This window comes from Salmonella sp. SAL00672, assembly GCF_046552175.1.
Lineage (GTDB): Bacteria > Pseudomonadota > Gammaproteobacteria > Enterobacterales > Enterobacteriaceae > Salmonella > Salmonella enterica.
The window spans coordinates 313,377-332,652 of the sequence record NZ_JBGDUQ010000002.1; the positions used below are offsets into that span (position 1 = coordinate 313,377).

Consider the following 19,276-nt stretch of genomic DNA (forward strand, 5'->3'; position numbering starts at 1 on the left):
CTGAATGATAAAAAGTGTAGTCGAAGAAACGAAAGGGGAGAGTGGATTGTGCTGCGCATCACAAAAAGGTCAGTATAAATTCACGCTGGAATATCTGATAACGTTGCGTGTATCAGCAATGATAAAGGCCAGCAGGGCGCTGGCCTTGATAAGTACGGTATGGTTTACCTGACTGAAAAACAGCGTCAGGCGCGGGCGATTATTTCAGACCGGCAGCATCGCGCAGCAGTTGCGCTTTGTCGGTTTTTTCCCATGGGAAGTTTTCGCGACCGAAGTGGCCGTAAGCCGCAGTTTCTTTGTAGATCGGGTGCAGCAGATCCAGCATCTGAATCAAGCCGTACGGGCGCAGGTCGAAGAATTCGCGCACCAGCAGAATCAACTGTTCAGCAGGCACTTTTTCAGTACCGAACGTTTCCACCATGATGGACGTCGGCTCCGCTACGCCGATAGCGTAGGAGACCTGGATTTCACAGCGATCCGCCAGACCTGCCGCCACGATGTTTTTCGCGACATAACGCGCAGCGTAAGCTGCAGAACGGTCAACTTTAGACGGATCTTTACCGGAGAAGGCGCCGCCGCCGTGACGTGCCATACCGCCGTAGGTATCAACGATGATCTTACGACCGGTCAGACCACAATCGCCCATCGGGCCGCCGATAACAAAACGCCCGGTTGGGTTGATAAAAAACTTAGTGGACGTATTTAACCATTCAGACGGCAGAATGGGTTTGATGATCTCTTCCATCACCGCTTCTTGCAGCGATTTTTGGTCGATATCTTCTGCGTGCTGCGTAGAGAGAACCACGGCGTCGATACCGACGATTTTGCCGTCGTCATACTGGAAAGTGACCTGGCTTTTTGCATCCGGACGCAACCATGGCAGGGTGCCATTTTTACGCACTTCAGCCTGACGCTGTACCAGACGGTGCGCGTAGGTGATTGGCGCAGGCATCAATACGTCGGTTTCATTTGTCGCGTAGCCAAACATCAGGCCCTGGTCGCCCGCGCCTTGTTCCAGCGGGTCTGCGCGGTCAACGCCCTGGTTGATATCCGGAGACTGTTTGCCAATTGCGCTCAGTACCGCGCAAGAGTTGGCGTCAAAGCCCATGTCGGAATGCACATAGCCAATTTCGCGCACCGTATTACGGGTAATCTCTTCGATATCGACCCAGGCGCTGGTGGTGATCTCACCGCCAACTAAAACCATGCCGGTTTTAACGTAGGTTTCACAGGCGACGCGTGCTTTCGGATCCTGTTGCAGGATAGCGTCCAACACGGCATCAGAGATTTGGTCTGCGATTTTGTCAGGATGCCCTTCTGATACGGACTCAGACGTAAAAAGGTGTTTTGCCATATTTAATTTCACCTAAGGAGAATTTAGTTAGCTCAAACTGTTGTGCGGAATAGTCATGACAGAAGATTCTACCATGAGTCTGAAGGTTACTGACACTGGCAGTCTGAGTGTTAATCAGTATGGATGGATTAACATCTGGATGGCTATTTTAGGTCACTTCTTCGCCCAATTTCCAGCTTTTTTTGAAGGCCGTCGCAATGTCGGTCAAAATCAGGCGATAAACGTTTCTGATAATGCTGACATTATGCGCATTTATGCTTTGCTTTTTTTCTGCGTTCTGGGTATAAAACGCGACGCGCGGCTCATACAAAAGCACACGACGTTTTCTTCGTGTCGCCACTTCCAGCCGGGTTAAAACGTTGCTTTGGCTTGTGGGTTCGTCTTACGAGGCGGCCGTGGAGGTGATACGAGATAATGAACCGTTGTATTCTGCTGAATCTGTCGCATCGTTCTGGTGCGCGCATGTCCCCCGCAATCTGCATCTCTGCTTTGCATACCTGCCGATGTTATACCCATCTCGGCGCTTCTCAGGATTCCAGAGCCGGCAATGGCGCTGAAGACTGAACAAGGGCGCTCTTGTTAACGCAAGAGTTTTCTCGTGGTTTCGCCGAACCGTTATCTGTGAGTTCGGTTACGTGTTTACAATGATATGAAAAAGAAACCGGTCGCGCAGGCGGAGCATCAGCGCTATCTGCTGGAAAATCCGCTTGTCTATGGGTTGTTATCGCGTCTTCGGATTGCGATAGTAGTCAACTGTTTTACACTTGCTAATAAAAATTGAGGTTCGCTATGTCTGACGACATGTCTATGGGTTCGCCTTCGTCAGCAGGCGAACAGGGTGTACTACGCTCCATGCAGGAGGTTGCAATGAGCTCCCAGGAAGCCAGCAAGATGCTGCGCACTTACAATATTGCCTGGTGGGGCAATAACTACTACGACGTCAACGAGCTGGGCCATATTAGCGTATGCCCCGATCCCGACGTACCGGAAGCGCGTGTCGATCTTGCCAAACTGGTGAAAGCGCGCGAAGCGCAAGGTCAGCGTCTGCCGGCGCTGTTCTGCTTCCCGCAGATCCTGCAACACCGTTTGCGTTCAATTAACGCGGCGTTTAAGCGTGCGCGTGAATCTTACGGTTATAACGGCGACTACTTCCTCGTTTATCCGATTAAGGTCAATCAGCATCGCCGCGTGATCGAGTCCCTTATCCATTCCGGTGAACCGTTGGGGCTGGAAGCGGGGTCAAAAGCGGAATTGATGGCGGTGCTGGCGCATGCCGGCATGACCCGTAGCGTGATCGTCTGTAATGGTTATAAAGACCGTGAATACATTCGGCTGGCGCTGATTGGCGAGAAGATGGGCCATAAGGTTTATCTGGTCATCGAAAAGATGTCTGAAATCGCGATTGTGCTGGAAGAGGCCGAGCGCCTGAATGTGGTTCCTCGCCTGGGCGTGCGTGCGCGTCTGGCCTCTCAGGGGTCCGGTAAGTGGCAATCCTCCGGCGGCGAAAAATCAAAATTCGGCCTGGCGGCGACGCAGGTGCTGCAACTGGTGGAGACCCTGCGTGACGCCGGGCGTCTGGATAGTCTGCAACTGTTGCACTTCCACCTGGGATCGCAGATGGCGAACATTCGCGATATCGCGACCGGCGTGCGCGAGTCCGCGCGTTTCTATGTTGAGCTGCATAAGCTGGGCGTGAATATCCAGTGCTTCGACGTGGGCGGCGGTCTGGGCGTGGATTATGAAGGTACCCGCTCGCAGTCCGACTGTTCGGTGAACTATGGCCTGAACGAATATGCCAATAACATCATCTGGGCGATTGGCGATGCCTGCGAAGAGCATGGTTTACCGCATCCGACGGTGATTACCGAGTCTGGCCGCGCCGTCACTGCGCACCATACGGTACTGGTCTCTAACATTATCGGCGTGGAGCGTAACGAATACACGGATCCGACAGCCCCTGCTGAAGATGCGCCGCGCGCGCTGCAAAATCTGTGGGAAACCTGGCAGGAGATGCATAAGCCCGGCACTCGCCGCTCGCTGCGTGAATGGCTGCATGATAGCCAAATGGATCTGCACGATATTCATATCGGCTACTCTTCCGGCGCGTTTAGTTTGCAGGAGCGCGCCTGGGCGGAGCAACTTTATCTCAGCATGTGCCATGAAGTGCAGAAGCAACTGGACCCGCAAAACCGTGCGCATCGCCCGATTATCGACGAACTGCAAGAGCGGATGGCGGACAAAATGTACGTCAACTTCTCGCTGTTCCAGTCAATGCCGGACGCGTGGGGAATCGATCAGCTCTTTCCGGTGCTGCCGCTGGAAGGGTTAGATCAGGTACCGGAACGTCGTGCCGTGCTGCTGGATATTACCTGTGATTCCGATGGCGCTATCGACCACTATATCGATGGCGACGGTATCGCCACGACGATGCCGATGCCGGAATACGATCCAGAGAATCCGCCGATGCTCGGCTTCTTTATGGTCGGCGCCTATCAGGAGATCCTCGGTAACATGCACAACCTGTTTGGCGATACTGAAGCGGTTGACGTGTTTGTCTTCCCGGATGGTAGCGTCGAGGTTGAGCTGTCGGACGAAGGCGATACCGTTGCGGATATGCTGCAATATGTGCAACTGGATCCAAAAACGCTGTTAACGCATTTCCGCGACCAGGTAAAACAGACGGATCTGGACGATGCGTTGCAGCAGCAGTTCCTTGAGGAATTTGAAGCGGGACTGTACGGTTATACTTATCTTGAAGATGAGTAATTAAGAGTATTCCGCTTGTGGGTCGATTTAATTATTTAAATCGACCCTTTTATATTTTATAAATTCTTAATTATCAGCGGTGCCGCTTCTCTATGTAATTTTATGGGCCTACAATCCCCCTAATAATTAAAAAGGGGGTTAAGTATGAGCAAATTTAAATTTAATGCCGTCATTGTTGGCTTGTTTTTGCTGTTAGGCGGTTGTTCCAGCGGAATGCAATCTAATAATGGCTCTTCATCCGACGTCGGCACCGCCTGGGGCGGCGACGTGCATTCATCGGTACAAAGCGTTTCGGTAGAACGTGCCGATCGAGAACCTGCCGAAATGGTGATAATAAATTACTCCACTCAATATCCGTCAGGTTACGATAAAGTTTATAGTATACGTATCAGCGATCTTGAATATGCTGTGCGCGACGCTAATTTTAATTCGATTCCAATTACTCGTCGCTACAACGCATCAATGGGACAATGGCAATATAGTATTCCTGCAAGATCAGGGATGAACTATCAGTTATATATTCGTAATTACAGTCATGATACCAATTACGAAATCGTCGCAACGGTTGATGGCCTGGACGTGTTGAACGGAAAAGCAGGCTCGCTGAATCATCATGGCTATATTGTTAACGCCGGCGACTCACTGGCGATTAAAGGGTTTCGCAAAGATAAACACACTGAGGCGGCATTCCAGTTCGCCGACATAGCTGACGCTTATGCGGCCCACTCCGCGCAGGGCGATGTACGCAACATCGGCGTCATCGGCTTTGCCGCCTTTGCATTGCAGGGTAAAGCAACAAATACGCTACCGCCTTGTTCCTCGCAGGCTTTCCCGGCGGACAACAACGGGTATGCGCCGCCGCCTTGCCGCAAATAAACCCGGCATCAAACGTCAAATATGCGTTATGGGAATCAGTGCCTTTCCTGCCGAGTCTGGTGGGGAAGGACTGTGTGACGCGCATAGCCGTAGGTTGTGGGAAAGAAACGACCACTCTCTGACAGGGAAATTGTTTACCATAAACATTAGGATTTGTTTACACTACCCTCAAGTGGAGCAATTGCTGTCTACATAGGTATGTGCATGGAACAAATTTTAACCAAGCGGCGCTATTTTGATATAGGGCTGCAAATAGAAGAACTACTCTATTCAGGGGTATTTAAAGCTGGCGAGCGACTTCCGGCGGAGAGAGAACTTAGCGAGCGTTTTCAAACCAGCCGCACGACGATTCGTGAGGCGATTATTATGCTTGAGCTGAAGGGAGTGGTAGAGGTTAAGCAAGGCGCAGGCACTTACTTTATTGATAGTCTGGAGAAAATCAATCAAAAAGCGCTCTTGCCTTACTCAGACATTGGCCCCTTTGAATTGCTACAGGCCCGGCAGGTCATCGAAAGCAACATCACCGGTTTTGCCGCTACGCAAATAAGATTTAATGAACTTAAGCAGCTTAAACGTATTATTGAGCAGCAGGAAAAGCAGATTGGCGGCGACAGCGACAAATTTGAAGAACTGGATCGCCAGTTCCACAATATCATCGCGGAATCTACGCAAAATCGTGTATTAATGAAACAATCTGCCGAGCTGTGGCGGGCTGTCAGGACCGAAAATCCGCGCTGGAAGCAGTTAAACTATAAGTATTTACATAAGAAAGAGTTAAGAATGAAATGGGTGGAAGATCACCGTAGTATCTTCCTTGCATTGCAAAAACGCGATGCTGAGCAGGCCAGACAGGCCTCGTGGACCCATCTTGAAAACAGTAAAAATGAGCTGGTAAAAATCTTCCAACAGGATGATTCGCTGGAAGATTTTGATGATTTTTTCTTCGCCACCTGACGGCTATTTTCAGGCGGATGACATTTTTGTCAGCGATTAACCGGGCCTGCCGCCAAAAACAAACCCGGAGAGAGGGAATCAGGCTTCGTAAACGCTCAGCTTATCCCAGTCAAACTCTACGCCAATGCCGTAGGTGTCCGGTGCCACGGCGCGATAATTGTCGACCACCAGCGGATGTTTGGTATATTGATCGATCGGGAAACTGTGAACCTCCAGTCAGCCAGTCTCGAATGCGGAAACCAGTCTGACGTGTAATTCCTGCATACCGAGCGAGCATACCAAACGACCGCTATTCGTCGACAGACGCGCCGCCTTCAACCAGCCATTTTCCACAGCGGCAGTTTTTCACGTTTGCCTTTCAAATCCCAAAGGGCGATATCCACTGCAGACATCGCAAACGACGCGATGCCTCCGCAACCCATATAGTGAATATGCTATTCCATAAAGTCATAGATATCGTCAATCGCAGCGCCTCTTTCCCTGACAGTACCGGGGCAAGATCGTGGTCGATCATCGCTTTAATTGCATACCCTCCCTTTCCGCCGGTATAGGTATATCCGGTGCCAGTTGAACCGTCTTCCAGCGTAATCGTCGTGGTTACCAGTTCGAAATGGCTATTATGCCATGTTTCGCGTCAACTAAGACCTCGGTCAGAGGGGCTTTGAAAGCTTTGTTTCAACGTACCTAATCTGCGTCTTCATCAATTTTTTCCTTTTTTCAATCAATGGATTAATTTGCCAATTACGTCTAAAGGCGGCTCACTCCTCATCTCTTTAGCAGCGACCCGGATGATCAAAACCGTAACTGATGTTCTTAGGTTAACGTTGATGCTGATAATAAATTGAGCTCATTAATTCACTAGACAAATTATCAGGTTTGGTTTGCTGTATTTCGGGTGATTATTGAACCAATCATGCGTGACATATACGCTCGCAGCGGGCGTGTTATTCAATAAGATATTGTTTTTCATGGTGTTTAATGATTACTGGTTGTATGGGTGGTATGCCAATTCGTGGCCGATTTTTCTAATCAAAATCACGCTTTTGTGAATCGTAAAATTTATCCTGACAAGTGCTTTTTGTAACTATTTGATAAATAAATTATTTTTGTTCATTGGCTATTAGTCAGCATACCAGGGTAAAGAATCTGGTGCCATGAGTGTGATCATATTCACGGATTTTGGTATGGTGTTTAAGCAGAATTGGTAAACAAAGCAGGAGTGGGAAAAATTCATGGACACCATAGCTCGCCAGTTAGACGCCGCAAGGCACCAATTCAAAACGACTTATTCACGTCAGGGAATGGAAGCCAACATCGTACATATTGGATTTGGCGCCTTTCACCGTGGTCATCAGGCTGTTTATAACGATCTCACGAATGAGATAACCGGCAACCGCTGGGGGATTTTTGAACTGAATCTGTTCGGCGATGCGGAGCTGGTGGATGCGCTAAATGCGCAACAGGGGCTGTTTTCAGTGGTGGAAACGTCAGCCAGCGCCATCAACAGTCGCCTGGTTCGTACCATCACCGGCGCGTTGCATACGCCGAAGTCAGGTATTCAGGCGGCGATCGAGAAGCTGACTGAGCCGCAGGTAAAAATTGTTTCGTTGACGATAACGGAAAAAGGTTACTGCACCGATCCACGGTCCAGAACGCTCGATCTCAGCCATCCGCTCATCAAACACGATCTTGCCGATCCCGAACATCCCCGGTCAGCACTCGGACTGATCGTCGAAGCGCTACGGATACGCCGCCAGCAAGGGCTTCCCCCGTTTAGTGTACTGTCGTGCGATAACATTCCGGAAAACGGTCATTTGACCAAAACGGCGATCGTTACGTTTGCCGATAATCTCGATCCGCAACTGGCGGCCTGGATAGCGAAGCATGTCACCTTTCCTGGCACCATGGTCGATCGCATCGTGCCGGCAATGACGCCAGAGCAATTTGACATGATTAAAGACCAGATCGGTTTTGCCGATCCCTGCGGCATCGTATGCGAGGATTTCCGTCAGTGGGTTATCGAAGATAATTTCGTTGCCGGTCGTCCTGACTGGGATAAAGCAGGGGCGATGTTCGTCTCGGACGTACTTCCCTATGAAGAAATGAAACTTCGTATGCTGAATGGCAGCCATTCGTTTCTCGCCTATAACGGCAGCCTGGCCGGATATGAGTTTATCTATCAGTGCATGGAAGACGACGCTTTTAAAACCGCCGTACATCATTTAATGACGGAAGAGCAGGCAAAATCGCTGCGCCCGAATTTGGCGGTAGATGTACATCAATATGCGCAGTTGCTCATTGAGCGATTCAGCAACCCGAACATTAAACATAAGACCGGACAGATTGCGATGGACGGTTCTCAGAAGCTGCCTCAGCGGGCCGTCGATCCTTATCTGACGCTCCAGGCGCGCGGTGTTAAGGGCAGGGCGTTAGCGACGCTGATTGCGGGCTGGCTCCATTACGTCATTAATACGCTCTCTCAGGGGCAGAGCGTGGCCGACCCGCTCAATGATACCTTCAATGCGGCTATTAAAAATAAAAACACGCGATGGGAACAAGCGCTGTCTTTGCTGCAGATAAATAGCATCTTTGGAACGCTGGCCAGCGACAACGCAGACTTTTTAAACAACATTCAGCAGGCCTTTAACCATATTGAATTACATGGCGTCACGGCCACCATTCACCGTTTATCTTCAAAGGGTTAAGTATGAAAACGCTTATCTGTAATAATCCGGGAAATATCGAATACATTGAAAGGGATATTCCTCATTTAAAAGACGATGAAGTACTGTTAAAAATTAAAGCGGTTGGTATTTGCGGCACCGATATCCATGCGTTTGCCGGTCGCCAGCCCTTTTTTGCCTATCCGCGCGTGCTGGGTCATGAAATTTGCGGCGTGGCTGAAATGTTAGGTAAATCGTGCAGCACGGCGAAGGTCGGCCAACGCTATAGCGTTATTCCCTGTATTCCTTGCGGCGCTTGCGCAGCCTGCCGGGAAGGAAAAACCAACTGCTGTGAGAACGTCTCGCTGTATGGTGTTCACCAGGACGGCGGCTTTAGCGAATATCTGGCCGTTCGTGAACAAAATCTGGTTGAACTGTCGGATAACCTCACCGACAGCGCGGGCGCGCTGGTTGAGTGTTTCGCCATCAGCGCCCATGCAGTACGCCGCGCTGACGTGAAGCCGCAGCAAAACATTTTGGTGGTCGGCGCCGGGCCGATTGGGCTGGCCGCCGCCGCGATAGCAAAAGCCAAAGGCGCTCGCGTCGCGGTAGCTGATATTGACGCCGAACGCCGTCGTCTGGTCGCCGAAAAGGTAGGCGTTGCAACGCTCGATCCGTCGTCAGACGGCTATATTGATGCGCTGAAAGCCTGTTTCTCCGGTGAATTAGCCGGCACTGTGCTTGATGCCACCGGCAATAAATCCTCCATGAGCCGCGCTGTCGATCTGATTCGTCACGGCGGAAAAATCGTCTTCATCGGGCTGTATATCGGCGAGCTCGTCATTGACGATCCGACCTTCCATAAAAAAGAGACCACGCTATTGAGCAGTCGTAACGCGACGCGGGAAGACTTCGAATGTGTCATTGAGCTAATGGCTCAGGGCGCTATTAGCGAAACAATGATGAAAAACCAGGAATTCGATTTCTATACGTTCGGCAACCAGTACCAGAAGAACGTGGTAGAAAACAAAAAATTGGTTAAAGGCGTTATCAAATTTTAATAGCGGGATAGTTATGTCAACAATATTAGTCAAAGAAAATGAATTGAAAGCGCTGGCGTTTAATAAACTCACCCAGGCGGGTCTTGACGCGCAAACGGCGCAGCAGGTAGCCGACGTTTTGGTTCATGCCGATATTACCGGCGTTCACTCCCACGGCGTTATTCGCGTAGAGCACTATTGTACCCGCCTGAACGCAGGCGGGCTCAATCCAAAAGCAACATTCAGCATCGAACAGATTTCGCCTTCTGTCGCTATTCTGGACTCTGATGATGGAATGGGACACTGCGCGCTGATAAAGGCGACAGACCACGCTATTAGTCTGGCAAGAGAGACGGGGCTGGGCTTCGTCAGCGTCAAAAATACGTCCCACTGCGGCGCGCTCTCGTGGTTTATTGAGCAGGCGACAAGCCAGGGAATGGTGGCTATCGCCATGACGCAAACGGATACCTGCGTTGCGCCGTATGGCGGCGCGGAGCGCTTTCTGGGGACTAACCCAATCGCCTTCGGCTTCCCCGTTAAAGACAGCCATCCGATGATCGTCGATATGGCGACCAGCGCCATTGCGTTTGGTAAAATTCTGCACGCCAAAGAAACCGGGAAACCAATAGGTCACGGCCTGGCGCTGGATAAAGAGGGACATATCACTACCGATCCGCATAAAATTGAAAATCTGCTGCCCTTTGGCGGGCACAAAGGTTCTGGTATTGCCCTGGCGATTGATGCGCTCACGGGCGTCCTGATGGGGGCAAACTTTAGCAACCATATTGTTCGGATGTATGGCGACTATGACAAGATGCGCAAGTTAGCGAGTCTGGTTATCGTTATTGATCCGCAGATGTTGGGCAATCCGCTGTTTTCCTCAATAATGAGCACAATGGTCAATGAGCTAAGGGCTGTAAAACCGATGCCCGGTGTTGATAAAGTGCTGGCGCCAAACGATCCGCAAATCGCCTATAAAGAAAAATGTTTAAAAGAAGGTATTCCTGTGGCTGAAGGTATTTACCAGTACCTGATTGGCTGATAATTATAATCACGACCATTATTTAGGATAACTATAGTATGCTATATGGAAATATAGAGCAGCTTACTTTATTACCTTACGTTAACCACATTATTAAAAAACTTATCATCGAAGCGGTGAAGATAGCTGAAGATCAGCCTGCTGGTAGATATGAACTTTCTTTCCCGGAGTCATTTCTTATGATAAGCGAAGGAGAAACACACTCTTCGTTAAACCGCAAAGCTGAACTTCATAAAAAATATATCGATGTTCAGATTTTACTAAGCGGTTATGAGGAGATTGGCTATTCCAACAAAATTGATACCAGGATAAAGGAGCTTGAGCATCTTCCTGATGACATCATCTTTCCTGAATGTGTCGCTAATGAGCAGTTCGTTACATTAAATCCTGGCGATTTCGCGCTTTTTTATCCCAACCAGGTCCACCGTCCGCTTTGTACGCGTGGTAAACCTGCGCCGGTTAAAAAAGCGATTGTGAAAATTCCGGCCACGGCATTTAGCGAGTCAAGCTTGCCCTGTCAGACGAAGGAATAAAGAAAGCGCCAAATGCAATTCAGGAAGAGACCTTCAAGTCATCCTGAATTACAGCCAGAATGAATAAGGTGGCACTTTTCTGACTTCAGAGCCTTTTCGCGTTGAGGCTAATCGCGGAAAGGCTTTTTACGTTCTGTAAAAAGAGGATGCGGGGTCTCCCCGGTAAATAAGTGAAAATGATACAAATCGATTTTGATGTTATTTTTGTTCAATCTGAATAATATGGTCTTTTACACGGGAAGTGATTGGCGAGGTGTTATGAATCATATTTTTAAATTAGCATTTATTTTTATTATCAATATTATATTTTTAATAAATGCTTCAGCAACAACGATGGACAAAGATAAATTTGTGGAAGCGAATGGTATCAAAATTCATTACGTTGAAGAGGGCGAGGGGCCTCCGCTGCTGTTGATTCATGGTGGTGGTCTGACGGCGAAAAGCTGGCAGGGATTAGCGAAAGAGGCATCTCGATATTTTCGCGTCATCATGCCGGACAGTCGTGGACATGGATTAACCAATAACCCGCAAGGAACGTTTAGCTATGATCTGATGACGGAAGATATGGCGGCTTTTGTTAAAGCGCTAAAGCTGGAAAAACCGCTGGTGATGGGTTACAGCGATGGCGGCATGGTCGTTCTGAAGTTAACCAGCCGATACCCGGATCTAGCGCGCGCTGCTATCGTCGGCGGCGCAACGCATCGCTTTGCTACGACCCATTACATGCAGGGGATGGAAATTTTTTATGGTAAAGGAATGCCTCAGGGGCAATTGACGGATCGCGATCTGGATAAAATGGCTTCGGATGCGCCCGGGATGGTTAAATTTTATCAGAACATGCATCATCCAGAGCAAAAAGACTACTGGCGCACGTTCCTCAAAGGTGTCTGGCCAATGTGGACAACGCCCACATCGCTGGCGGAAGAAGAGGTGAAAAAAATCCACATTCCTGTGCTATTACTGGACGGCGACCGGGATGAATTTTTCACCGTTGAAGAAGTAACGCAGCTGTACCGGCTGCTGCCTCAGGCGGAGATGACCCTCATTCCCGGTAGCGGTCACGCCATTTTCCAGACGCCAGGAAAAACACCGCTGTTTTACGCATTAGTGCTTGAGTTTTTACAGCGGCAAATCCCTAAGGCCTCTTAACTGACCGCGATGGACGTATGAGCCTACTGATTTGCGCTGGATATATATTTTTTTCGGGCGTTGTCTACTGTACCTGGCTAAACTGACTTCAATAATGCGGTCTGTCAGAGTAAACTTTGAGCCGTAAACAAATTCAAACCCTTCCTCGTCGGGCCTAACGACGCGGGAGGGTTTTTTTATATTGACTAAGAAGAGGTTTTTGCCATGAGCACCTTAGGTCATCAGTACGATAACTCACTGGTTTCTAATGCGTTTGGTTTTTTACGTCTGCCAATGAACTTCCAGCCGTATGACAGCGATGCCGACTGGGTGATCACTGGCGTACCGTTTGATATGGCAACGTCCGGTCGCGCTGGCGGCCGTCATGGCCCGGCGGCGATCCGTCAGGTGTCGACCAACCTCGCCTGGGAACATCACCGTTTCCCGTGGAATTTTGACATGCGCGAGCGCCTGAACGTCGTGGACTGCGGCGATTTGGTGTATGCGTTTGGCGATGCCCGTGAAATGAGCGAAAAATTACAGGCGCACGCTGAAAAACTGCTGTCTGCAGGCAAGCGTATGCTCTCTTTCGGCGGCGACCACTTCGTCACGCTGCCGCTGCTGCGCGCCCACGCGAAACATTTTGGCAAAATGGCGCTGGTACATTTTGATGCGCATACCGATACCTACGCTAACGGCTGCGAATTCGATCACGGCACGATGTTCTACACCGCGCCGAAAGAAGGCCTGATCGATCCGCATCATTCGGTACAGATCGGTATTCGTACTGAGTTTGACAAAGACAATGGCTTTACCGTGCTGGATGCCTGCCAGGTCAACGATCGCGGCGTGGATGATATCCTCGCTCAGGTGAAACAGATCGTCGGCGATATGCCGGTCTATCTGACCTTTGATATCGACTGTCTGGACCCGGCGTTTGCGCCTGGCACCGGTACGCCGGTGATCGGCGGTTTGACCTCCGATCGCGCCATTAAACTGGTACGCGGTCTGAAAGATCTGAACATTGTCGGTATGGATGTAGTGGAAGTCGCGCCGGCTTACGATCAGTCGGAGATCACCGCTCTGGCGGCCGCGACGCTGGCATTAGAAATGCTCTATATCCAGGCGGCGAAGAAGGGCGAGTAAGTTGTTTTGCCGGATGGCGCTGCGCTTATCCGGCCTACAGCTGATTGATGCTTGTAGGCCGGATAAGCGCTCACGCCGCCATCCGGCACTGTTCGGGGGTTATTTGATTCCGTCTGCGCTCATACGATCGCGCACATGCTGTGCGCGTGCGGCGGACGCCGGGTGATCGTCGAACATCGAGCTTTGACGACCCGCTTCCAGTTTTGCCAGTTTCTCAAAGCTGGTGGCGAGTCCTGCCGGACTGATACCGCGTTTGCGCAACAGATCGTAAGAATAATCATCCGCTTCGGACTCCTGACGCTGAGAGAACTGCGAGTTCACCAGTTTTTCGCCAAGCTCGCCAAGCTGTGATTGCGACAGGCTGCCGACTACGCCTCCTGCCGATGCCGCCGCAACACGAACGGCGTTAGTGCCCAGCGCGACCTGCATCCCTTTCTTTACATGACCCAGCGCGACATGGCCCATTTCGTGGCCGATCACGGCTTCAACTTCGTTGTCGGTCATCATATCCATCAGTCCGCTGTAGACGCGGATACAACCGTTCGCCATTGCAAACGCGTTGACGTCTTTCGTCTCGTAAACCTTATAGTTCACCGGCTGGCCGTTAATGTTATCCCCCAGCGCGGCGGCAATTTTTGCCAGTCGTTTAGCGTATTCGCTGCTCGCCGGCGCGATTTTCGCTTTGCTGTCGAGCTCTTGACAGGATTGATCGCTCAACGCTTTTACCTGCGCATCGCTTAACGTATAGGCCTGAAAAGCTTCAGCGCCCGAAGAAAGCAGTCCATTAGAGTCCATATTCTGGCAACCGGTCAGCACCGTCGCCATGCCCAAAGCAAGCAGTAAAGCGCGAATTTTCATTTTTCTCTTCCATACGAATTAATATTATTTTGAAATGCGCTCGTTGCAGATGAATTAGCGCCTGGGTTAAGTATAAAGAAAAGCGTGGCAGGCAAGTTAGCTAATTGCGCAACATGCGAGCACGATCCGGAGATTTCTGAAGCGGTAAAAGGATGTTCCATGTACATGACGCGCGGCTTGGGGTAAATTGTTGGCAAATTTTCCGGCGTAGCCCAAAACGCGCTGTCGTCAAGTCGTTACGGGCATGGCCTTTCAACATCCGATCTGGAGTCAAAATGTCCTCACGTAAAGAGCTTGCCAATGCTATTCGTGCGCTGAGCATGGACGCAGTACAGAAAGCCAAATCCGGTCACCCGGGTGCCCCGATGGGTATGGCTGACATTGCCGAAGTCCTGTGGCGTGATTTCCTGAACCACAACCCGACCAACCCGTCCTGGGCCGACCGCGACCGCTTCGTGCTGTCCAATGGCCACGGCTCAATGCTGATTTACAGCCTGCTGCACCTTACCGGTTATGACCTGCCGATGTCCGAACTGCAGAATTTCCGTCAGCTACATTCAAAAACCCCGGGTCACCCGGAAGTGGGCTACACCGCTGGCGTTGAAACCACTACTGGCCCGCTGGGTCAGGGTATTGCCAACGCCGTCGGGATGGCGATTGCCGAGAAAACTCTGGCGGCGCAGTTTAATCGTCCTGGCCACGATATCGTTGACCACTTCACCTACGTCTTTATGGGCGACGGCTGCATGATGGAAGGCATTTCTCACGAAGTGTGCTCTCTGGCTGGTACTCTGAAACTGGGCAAACTGATCGCGTTCTATGATGACAACGGTATCTCTATCGATGGTCATGTTGAAGGCTGGTTCACCGATGACACCGCGAAACGTTTTGAAGCCTACGGCTGGCACGTTATCCGTGGCATTGATGGTCACGATGCCGACGCCATTAAACGCGCCACGGAAGAAGCTCGCGCCGTGACTGACAAACCGTCCCTGCTGATGTGCAAAACCATCATCGGTTTTGGTTCGCCGAACAAACAGGGTACCCACGATTCCCACGGCGCGCCGCTGGGCGACGCGGAAATCGCGCTGACCCGCGAACAGTTGGGCTGGAAATACGCGCCGTTCGAAATCCCGTCTGAAATCTACGCCCAGTGGGATGCGAAAGAAGCCGGCCAGGCGAAAGAGTCTGCATGGAATGAGAAATTCGCGGCTTATGAGAAAGCCTTCCCGCAGGAAGCTGCTGAGTTCACTCGTCGTATGAAAGGCGACATGCCGGCTGACTTCGATGCGAAAGCGAATGAGTTCATCGCTAAACTGCAGGCGAATCCATCCAAAATCGCCAGCCGTAAAGCGTCCCAGAATGCCATCGAAGCCTTCGGTCCGCTGTTGCCGGAATTCCTCGGCGGCTCCGCTGACCTGGCTCCTTCTAACCTGACCCTGTGGTCCGGTTCGAAAGCGATTAACGAAGATGCCGCAGGTAACTACATTCATTACGGTGTGCGCGAATTCGGTATGACCGCTATCGCCAACGGTATCGCCCTGCACGGTGGTTTCCTGCCGTACACCTCCACCTTCCTGATGTTCGTCGAATATGCCCGTAACGCAGTGCGTATGGCAGCGTTGATGAAACAACGTCAGGTGATGGTGTACACCCACGACTCCATCGGTCTGGGCGAAGATGGCCCGACGCACCAGCCGGTCGAGCAGGTGGCAAGCCTGCGCGTAACGCCGAACATGTCCACATGGCGTCCGTGCGACCAGGTGGAATCCGCGGTGGCGTGGAAATATGGCGTAGAGCGTCAGGATGGCCCAACCGCGCTGATTCTATCCCGTCAGAACCTGGCGCAGCAGGAACGTACTGAAGAGCAACTGGCGAATATCGCCCGCGGTGGTTACGTACTGAAAGATTGTGCGGGCCAGCCGCAGATTATCTTCATTGCGACCGGTTCAGAGGTTGAGCTGGCGGTTGCCGCTTACGAAAAACTGACTGCCGAAGGCGTGAAGGCGCGCGTGGTTTCCATGCCGTCCACCGACGCGTTCGACAAGCAGGATGCGGCTTACCGTGAATCCGTGCTGCCGAAGGCGGTCTCTGCGCGTGTGGCGATTGAAGCGGGTATCGCTGACTACTGGTTCAAATACGTCGGCCTGAACGGCGCTATTGTCGGGATGACCACCTTCGGTGAATCCGCCCCGGCAGAGCTGTTGTTTGAAGAGTTTGGCTTCACGGTGGACAACGTGATCGCCAAAGCGAAAGCGCTGCTGTAATCCTTAATACGGCATAAAACGGGTCGCTTCGGCGACCCGTTTTTATTCCCCCTTTGACAACCTGCCGTTTTCCAGCCGTACCACCCGTGAAAAATGACGCTGGGTAAACGCAGCGTCATGGCTAATCGCCACGACGCTGGTTCCCCGTGCCCGGCATGTCGCCAGCCAGTGTTCAAATACGGTTAGCCAGTGGGAGTCAAAATCCCGGCTGGGTTCATCCAGCAATAACACAGGCGGCGCCATCGCCTCCAGACTGGCGACCGCCACCATCCGGCGCTGTGCGGCGTGCAGATCAAGCGGGTGCGCCTCGGCGACGTCCGTTAGCTGGCATAACCGCAGCGCGGCCTGCGTGCGCCGTGAAATTTCCTCTGCCGATAAGCGTTGTAGTTTCAGCCCAAAAGCGACCTCTTGCGCGACATTGCTGTGGAAAATCTGGTTTTCCGCTTCCTGAAAGAGTACGCCGATAGCGGCGGCGCGTTGACGATTTTTAAGCTGCGCAATCGGCCCTCCATTAAGCGTTACCGAGCCGGAAGTGGGGGAAAGCAGGCCGGCCATAATCCGTAACAGCGTTGATTTTCCCGCGCCGTTATCGCCGGTCAACGCCAGCCATTCGCCGTCACGAAGTTCAAGTGAGATAGCGTGCAAACAGTCGGCTGCGGCATTCGGCCAGCGATAAGCGACCTGATTTAACGTCAACATAATGGGGTTAGCGCTCCGTCGCGCAATTGCCATACCCGCTGGCATCGCGTCAGAAAAGGAAAGTGATTACGTTCAAAAAGCACAATGAGAGAATGACGTTCCAGCGCCCACTGTTGTAACCGTTCCAGCAGTGTCCCGGTGGCCGCTGAGGTCAGTCGACTGAAGGCTTCATCAAGAACTAATAGTCTGGGCTGCATGGCAAGCGCGCTGGCAATCACTACCCGCTGCGTTTCGCCGCCGGAGAGCGTGCCGGGATGGCGATGGCGTAACGACTGGCAGTTTGTCAGAGTCAGCGCCTCGTCAATGCGCCGTAGAATTTCCGCTTCATGGAGGCCGAGATTCTCCGGGCCAAACGCCACCTCTTCCTCTACGCTAAAGGTACAGCCGGAAAGCTGTAAATATGGCGATTGCTGCACCAACTGGATGGTGGGCGACTGTTCTACCAGCGGGAGCCGCCCGATAGGGACGCCAAGCAGTAAGCCTGTGCCGTCAATATCACCGGGGAGATAATCCGGATACCAGCCAGCCATCAGTTGCGCCAGCGTACTTTTTCCGCTGCCGTTATCGCCGACTATCGCCACTATTCCGGGTGTTGAATAGTGGAAATCAAAACATGCCGGCGGGCGTGTCGCATCGGACGGAAGATAACGAAACTGCTCTAACGTAACCATATCCATACTCCCGCTTCCGCCACTATTAGCAGTACCATGCCATACCGCGCAACCCGTTGTAACACGCTATCTTTCGGCGCCCACAGCGTGGTTCGGGCTCGATGCAGCCGAAACTCCCGCATATCCAACGCCGCGCCGCGTATTGTCAGATCGTTAAGCGCATTTTGCGTAAGCGGCACGATCAGCGCAGGCATCGCCCGTAGCCGCTGATACCAGCCTTCATCCAGCGGTACGCCGCGCGCGCGCTGGGCTTCATGAACGATCGTCAGTTGTCGTTTGAGCTGTTCGACGACCAGCAGCGGGCCAGCGAACAGGTAAGCGATGCCGGGGGGCAGACGTGAAGCGAACAGGGCGCGAATAAACCGCTGAACCGGCACATACTGCATCCATAGCTGCGACGTCGACACGATCGCCAGCAGGCGTAGCCATAGCGTAACGGCATATATCCAGCGCTGCGGATCGCGAGGCTGCCCGCTTATCCATTCCGTTAGCCAACCGCCATGTACCAGCCATAGCCCAAACCCTAAAGACAGCATCAGCCAGGCGACATACTTCGCCCGCCGCCGCGTTGATTTCAGCGCCAGCAGACAGAGGAAGGCCGCCGCGCTATAAACCGGGAGCACGGTCTGCGCAGGGAGTAGCAGCGTGGTGCAGGCCGCCAGCGCCCATAAGGTTAACGAGGTAAACGGATGCATTTAGCGTACGGCTGACATCGCAGGAAAATGCCGTGTCGTACGTAACGGTAGCTGACGCAGCAGCACCCAAACGATGATCGCCGTCAGAATTTTATCGACCAGATTAGCGCCTATGACGGTAATCGCGACCGACTCCACCAGGTTTTGGCCCATTGAATGCATCCAGGCGACGAATAAATCAGCGCCGCTACCGGTAACGCCGCCAAAAAGCGCGGTACGAAGCGGTACGGCGACCAGCGTCACCGCTAATGTAATGACGACGCCGCTGACGATCACTTTGGGCAGGGTACGAAACCAGCCTGCGCGCGCCAGCCACCCGGCGACCAGACCGATAACCATCGCTACCGGGGCAAACGCGGCAGCGATAGGGTCGGTAAGTAGCCCCCACAGCAAGTTGGTTAGAAGCCCAGTCAACATGCCGATGAACGGCCCTAACAGTACCGCGCTAATTAAGGTGCCGATCGAGTCGAGAAAAATAGGCAGCTTCAACATGCTAATAAGCTGTCCGCCAATCATATTGATGGCAATAGCGATGACAATCAGCACCAGAGACTGGCTGGAAAACGGGCGACGCGCCATAAAGT

General features: G+C 51.9%; 20 protein-coding genes. 13 read left to right on the forward strand and 7 right to left on the reverse strand.

Annotated elements, in window-relative coordinates; all coding sequences use genetic code 11:
• Positions 1–199 precede the first annotated feature (199 nt).
• Complete coding sequence (metK, locus tag ACLJTG_RS07305) at positions 200–1,354, reverse strand: methionine adenosyltransferase (RefSeq protein WP_001062140.1); 1,155 nt, start codon at positions 1,352–1,354, stop codon at positions 200–202.
• Positions 1,355–1,409: 55 nt separating this feature from the next.
• Here metK and ACLJTG_RS07310 point away from each other — a divergent pair, with 55 nt between their 5' ends.
• From ACLJTG_RS07310 to ACLJTG_RS07335, 6 genes are all read left to right on the forward strand, one after another.
• Positions 1,410–1,709, forward strand: coding sequence for a hypothetical protein (locus ACLJTG_RS07310; RefSeq protein WP_198898180.1), 300 nt, complete (start codon positions 1,410–1,412; stop codon positions 1,707–1,709).
• A gap of 59 nt (positions 1,710–1,768) precedes the next feature.
• On the forward strand, positions 1,769–1,918 hold the full coding sequence (locus ACLJTG_RS07315) for a hypothetical protein (protein WP_001751809.1): 150 nt from the start codon (positions 1,769–1,771) through the stop codon (positions 1,916–1,918).
• A gap of 85 nt (positions 1,919–2,003) precedes the next feature.
• Entirely contained in the window at positions 2,004–2,135 is a 132-nt protein-coding gene (gene yqgB / locus ACLJTG_RS07320) for an acid stress response protein YqgB (protein ID WP_000729109.1), read from the forward strand.
• Positions 2,136–2,143: 8 nt separating this feature from the next.
• Complete coding sequence (gene speA / locus ACLJTG_RS07325; protein ID WP_001278580.1) at positions 2,144–4,120, forward strand: biosynthetic arginine decarboxylase; 1,977 nt, start codon at positions 2,144–2,146, stop codon at positions 4,118–4,120.
• Between the two features lie 144 nt (positions 4,121–4,264).
• The gene (locus ACLJTG_RS07330; RefSeq protein ID WP_000032792.1) at positions 4,265–4,996 is read left to right on the forward strand and encodes a hypothetical protein; all 732 of its coding nucleotides are present in this window, start codon (positions 4,265–4,267) and stop codon (positions 4,994–4,996) included.
• A 153-nt stretch (positions 4,997–5,149) separates the two neighbouring features.
• Positions 5,150–5,950: a FadR/GntR family transcriptional regulator gene (locus ACLJTG_RS07335; RefSeq protein ID WP_001576357.1), complete on the forward strand. Its 801-nt coding sequence runs from the start codon at positions 5,150–5,152 to the stop codon at positions 5,948–5,950.
• A gap of 314 nt (positions 5,951–6,264) precedes the next feature.
• Here ACLJTG_RS07335 and ACLJTG_RS07340 read toward each other — a convergent pair whose 3' ends face one another.
• Positions 6,265–6,372: a racemase gene (locus tag ACLJTG_RS07340; protein WP_001667677.1), complete on the reverse strand. Its 108-nt coding sequence runs from the start codon at positions 6,370–6,372 to the stop codon at positions 6,265–6,267.
• Between the two features lie 810 nt (positions 6,373–7,182).
• Between ACLJTG_RS07340 and ACLJTG_RS07345 the strand changes: the two genes are divergently transcribed.
• The 6 genes from ACLJTG_RS07345 to speB all read left to right on the forward strand — a co-directional run bounded on the left by ACLJTG_RS07345 (position 7,183) and on the right by speB (position 13,502).
• On the forward strand, positions 7,183–8,655 hold the full coding sequence (locus ACLJTG_RS07345) for a mannitol dehydrogenase family protein (protein WP_000379527.1): 1,473 nt from the start codon (positions 7,183–7,185) through the stop codon (positions 8,653–8,655).
• A gap of 2 nt (positions 8,656–8,657) precedes the next feature.
• Complete coding sequence (locus tag ACLJTG_RS07350) at positions 8,658–9,674, forward strand: zinc-binding alcohol dehydrogenase family protein (protein WP_023209125.1); 1,017 nt, start codon at positions 8,658–8,660, stop codon at positions 9,672–9,674.
• 13 nt (positions 9,675–9,687) lie between these two features.
• Positions 9,688–10,695 carry an Ldh family oxidoreductase gene (locus ACLJTG_RS07355; protein ID WP_000104231.1) on the forward strand — a complete coding sequence of 336 codons (1,008 nt, stop codon included), beginning with the start codon at positions 9,688–9,690 and terminating at the stop codon, positions 10,693–10,695.
• A 38-nt stretch (positions 10,696–10,733) separates the two neighbouring features.
• Positions 10,734–11,228 carry a YhcH/YjgK/YiaL family protein gene (locus ACLJTG_RS07360; protein WP_000965539.1) on the forward strand — a complete coding sequence of 165 codons (495 nt, stop codon included), beginning with the start codon at positions 10,734–10,736 and terminating at the stop codon, positions 11,226–11,228.
• A 192-nt stretch (positions 11,229–11,420) separates the two neighbouring features.
• Positions 11,421–12,377: an alpha/beta fold hydrolase gene (locus ACLJTG_RS07365; RefSeq protein ID WP_079898912.1), complete on the forward strand. Its 957-nt coding sequence runs from the start codon at positions 11,421–11,423 to the stop codon at positions 12,375–12,377.
• Positions 12,378–12,581: 204 nt separating this feature from the next.
• Complete coding sequence (gene speB, locus ACLJTG_RS07370; RefSeq protein ID WP_000105550.1) at positions 12,582–13,502, forward strand: agmatinase; 921 nt, start codon at positions 12,582–12,584, stop codon at positions 13,500–13,502.
• A gap of 99 nt (positions 13,503–13,601) precedes the next feature.
• Here speB and ACLJTG_RS07375 read toward each other — a convergent pair whose 3' ends face one another.
• Complete coding sequence (locus tag ACLJTG_RS07375) at positions 13,602–14,360, reverse strand: M48 family metallopeptidase (protein WP_410958914.1); 759 nt, start codon at positions 14,358–14,360, stop codon at positions 13,602–13,604.
• Between the two features lie 275 nt (positions 14,361–14,635).
• Between ACLJTG_RS07375 and tkt the strand changes: the two genes are divergently transcribed.
• Positions 14,636–16,627, forward strand: a complete 1,992-nt coding sequence (gene tkt / locus ACLJTG_RS07380) for a transketolase (protein ID WP_000098651.1) — start codon at positions 14,636–14,638, stop codon at positions 16,625–16,627.
• Positions 16,628–16,669: 42 nt separating this feature from the next.
• Here the strand turns inward: tkt and ACLJTG_RS07385 are convergent, their stop codons facing one another.
• Genes ACLJTG_RS07385 through ACLJTG_RS07400 form a run of 4 tightly spaced genes read right to left on the reverse strand, consistent with a single transcriptional unit; the run spans position 16,670 to position 19,271 of the window.
• The gene (locus ACLJTG_RS07385; RefSeq protein WP_023244889.1) at positions 16,670–17,326 is read right to left on the reverse strand and encodes an ABC transporter ATP-binding protein; all 657 of its coding nucleotides are present in this window, start codon (positions 17,324–17,326) and stop codon (positions 16,670–16,672) included.
• Positions 17,320–17,997, reverse strand: coding sequence for an ABC transporter ATP-binding protein (locus tag ACLJTG_RS07390; protein ID WP_001517914.1), 678 nt, complete (start codon positions 17,995–17,997; stop codon positions 17,320–17,322). Before ACLJTG_RS07390 ends, ACLJTG_RS07385 begins: the two co-directional genes overlap by 7 nt.
• The gene (locus tag ACLJTG_RS07395; protein ID WP_410958915.1) at positions 17,985–18,692 is read right to left on the reverse strand and encodes an energy-coupling factor transporter transmembrane component T; all 708 of its coding nucleotides are present in this window, start codon (positions 18,690–18,692) and stop codon (positions 17,985–17,987) included. The genes ACLJTG_RS07390 and ACLJTG_RS07395 overlap by 13 nt, the downstream gene beginning before the upstream one ends.
• On the reverse strand, positions 18,693–19,271 hold the full coding sequence (locus ACLJTG_RS07400; RefSeq protein WP_000124001.1) for an ECF transporter S component: 579 nt from the start codon (positions 19,269–19,271) through the stop codon (positions 18,693–18,695).
• Positions 19,272–19,276 lie beyond the last annotated feature (5 nt).

What these genes read in the sequence shown, in the direction of transcription:
- metK (WP_001062140.1), bottom strand. Translation starts at nt 1,354, where the DNA reads ATGGCAAAACACCTTTTTACGTCTGAGTCCGTATCAGAAGGGCATCCT.
- ACLJTG_RS07310 (WP_198898180.1), top strand. Translation starts at nt 1,410, where the DNA reads ATGACAGAAGATTCTACCATGAGTCTGAAGGTTACTGACACTGGCAGT.
- ACLJTG_RS07315 (WP_001751809.1), top strand. Translation starts at nt 1,769, where the DNA reads ATGAACCGTTGTATTCTGCTGAATCTGTCGCATCGTTCTGGTGCGCGC.
- yqgB (WP_000729109.1), top strand. Translation starts at nt 2,004, where the DNA reads ATGAAAAAGAAACCGGTCGCGCAGGCGGAGCATCAGCGCTATCTGCTG.
- speA (WP_001278580.1), top strand. Translation starts at nt 2,144, where the DNA reads ATGTCTGACGACATGTCTATGGGTTCGCCTTCGTCAGCAGGCGAACAG.
- ACLJTG_RS07330 (WP_000032792.1), top strand. Translation starts at nt 4,265, where the DNA reads ATGAGCAAATTTAAATTTAATGCCGTCATTGTTGGCTTGTTTTTGCTG.
- ACLJTG_RS07340 (WP_001667677.1), bottom strand. Translation starts at nt 6,372, where the DNA reads ATGGGTTGCGGAGGCATCGCGTCGTTTGCGATGTCTGCAGTGGATATC.
- ACLJTG_RS07345 (WP_000379527.1), top strand. Translation starts at nt 7,183, where the DNA reads ATGGACACCATAGCTCGCCAGTTAGACGCCGCAAGGCACCAATTCAAA.
- ACLJTG_RS07350 (WP_023209125.1), top strand. Translation starts at nt 8,658, where the DNA reads ATGAAAACGCTTATCTGTAATAATCCGGGAAATATCGAATACATTGAA.
- ACLJTG_RS07355 (WP_000104231.1), top strand. Translation starts at nt 9,688, where the DNA reads ATGTCAACAATATTAGTCAAAGAAAATGAATTGAAAGCGCTGGCGTTT.
- ACLJTG_RS07360 (WP_000965539.1), top strand. Translation starts at nt 10,734, where the DNA reads ATGCTATATGGAAATATAGAGCAGCTTACTTTATTACCTTACGTTAAC.
- speB (WP_000105550.1), top strand. Translation starts at nt 12,582, where the DNA reads ATGAGCACCTTAGGTCATCAGTACGATAACTCACTGGTTTCTAATGCG.
- ACLJTG_RS07375 (WP_410958914.1), bottom strand. Translation starts at nt 14,360, where the DNA reads ATGAAAATTCGCGCTTTACTGCTTGCTTTGGGCATGGCGACGGTGCTG.
- tkt (WP_000098651.1), top strand. Translation starts at nt 14,636, where the DNA reads ATGTCCTCACGTAAAGAGCTTGCCAATGCTATTCGTGCGCTGAGCATG.
- ACLJTG_RS07385 (WP_023244889.1), bottom strand. Translation starts at nt 17,326, where the DNA reads ATGTTGACGTTAAATCAGGTCGCTTATCGCTGGCCGAATGCCGCAGCC.
- ACLJTG_RS07390 (WP_001517914.1), bottom strand. Translation starts at nt 17,997, where the DNA reads ATGGTTACGTTAGAGCAGTTTCGTTATCTTCCGTCCGATGCGACACGC.
- ACLJTG_RS07395 (WP_410958915.1), bottom strand. Translation starts at nt 18,692, where the DNA reads ATGCATCCGTTTACCTCGTTAACCTTATGGGCGCTGGCGGCCTGCACC.
- ACLJTG_RS07400 (WP_000124001.1), bottom strand. Translation starts at nt 19,271, where the DNA reads ATGGCGCGTCGCCCGTTTTCCAGCCAGTCTCTGGTGCTGATTGTCATC.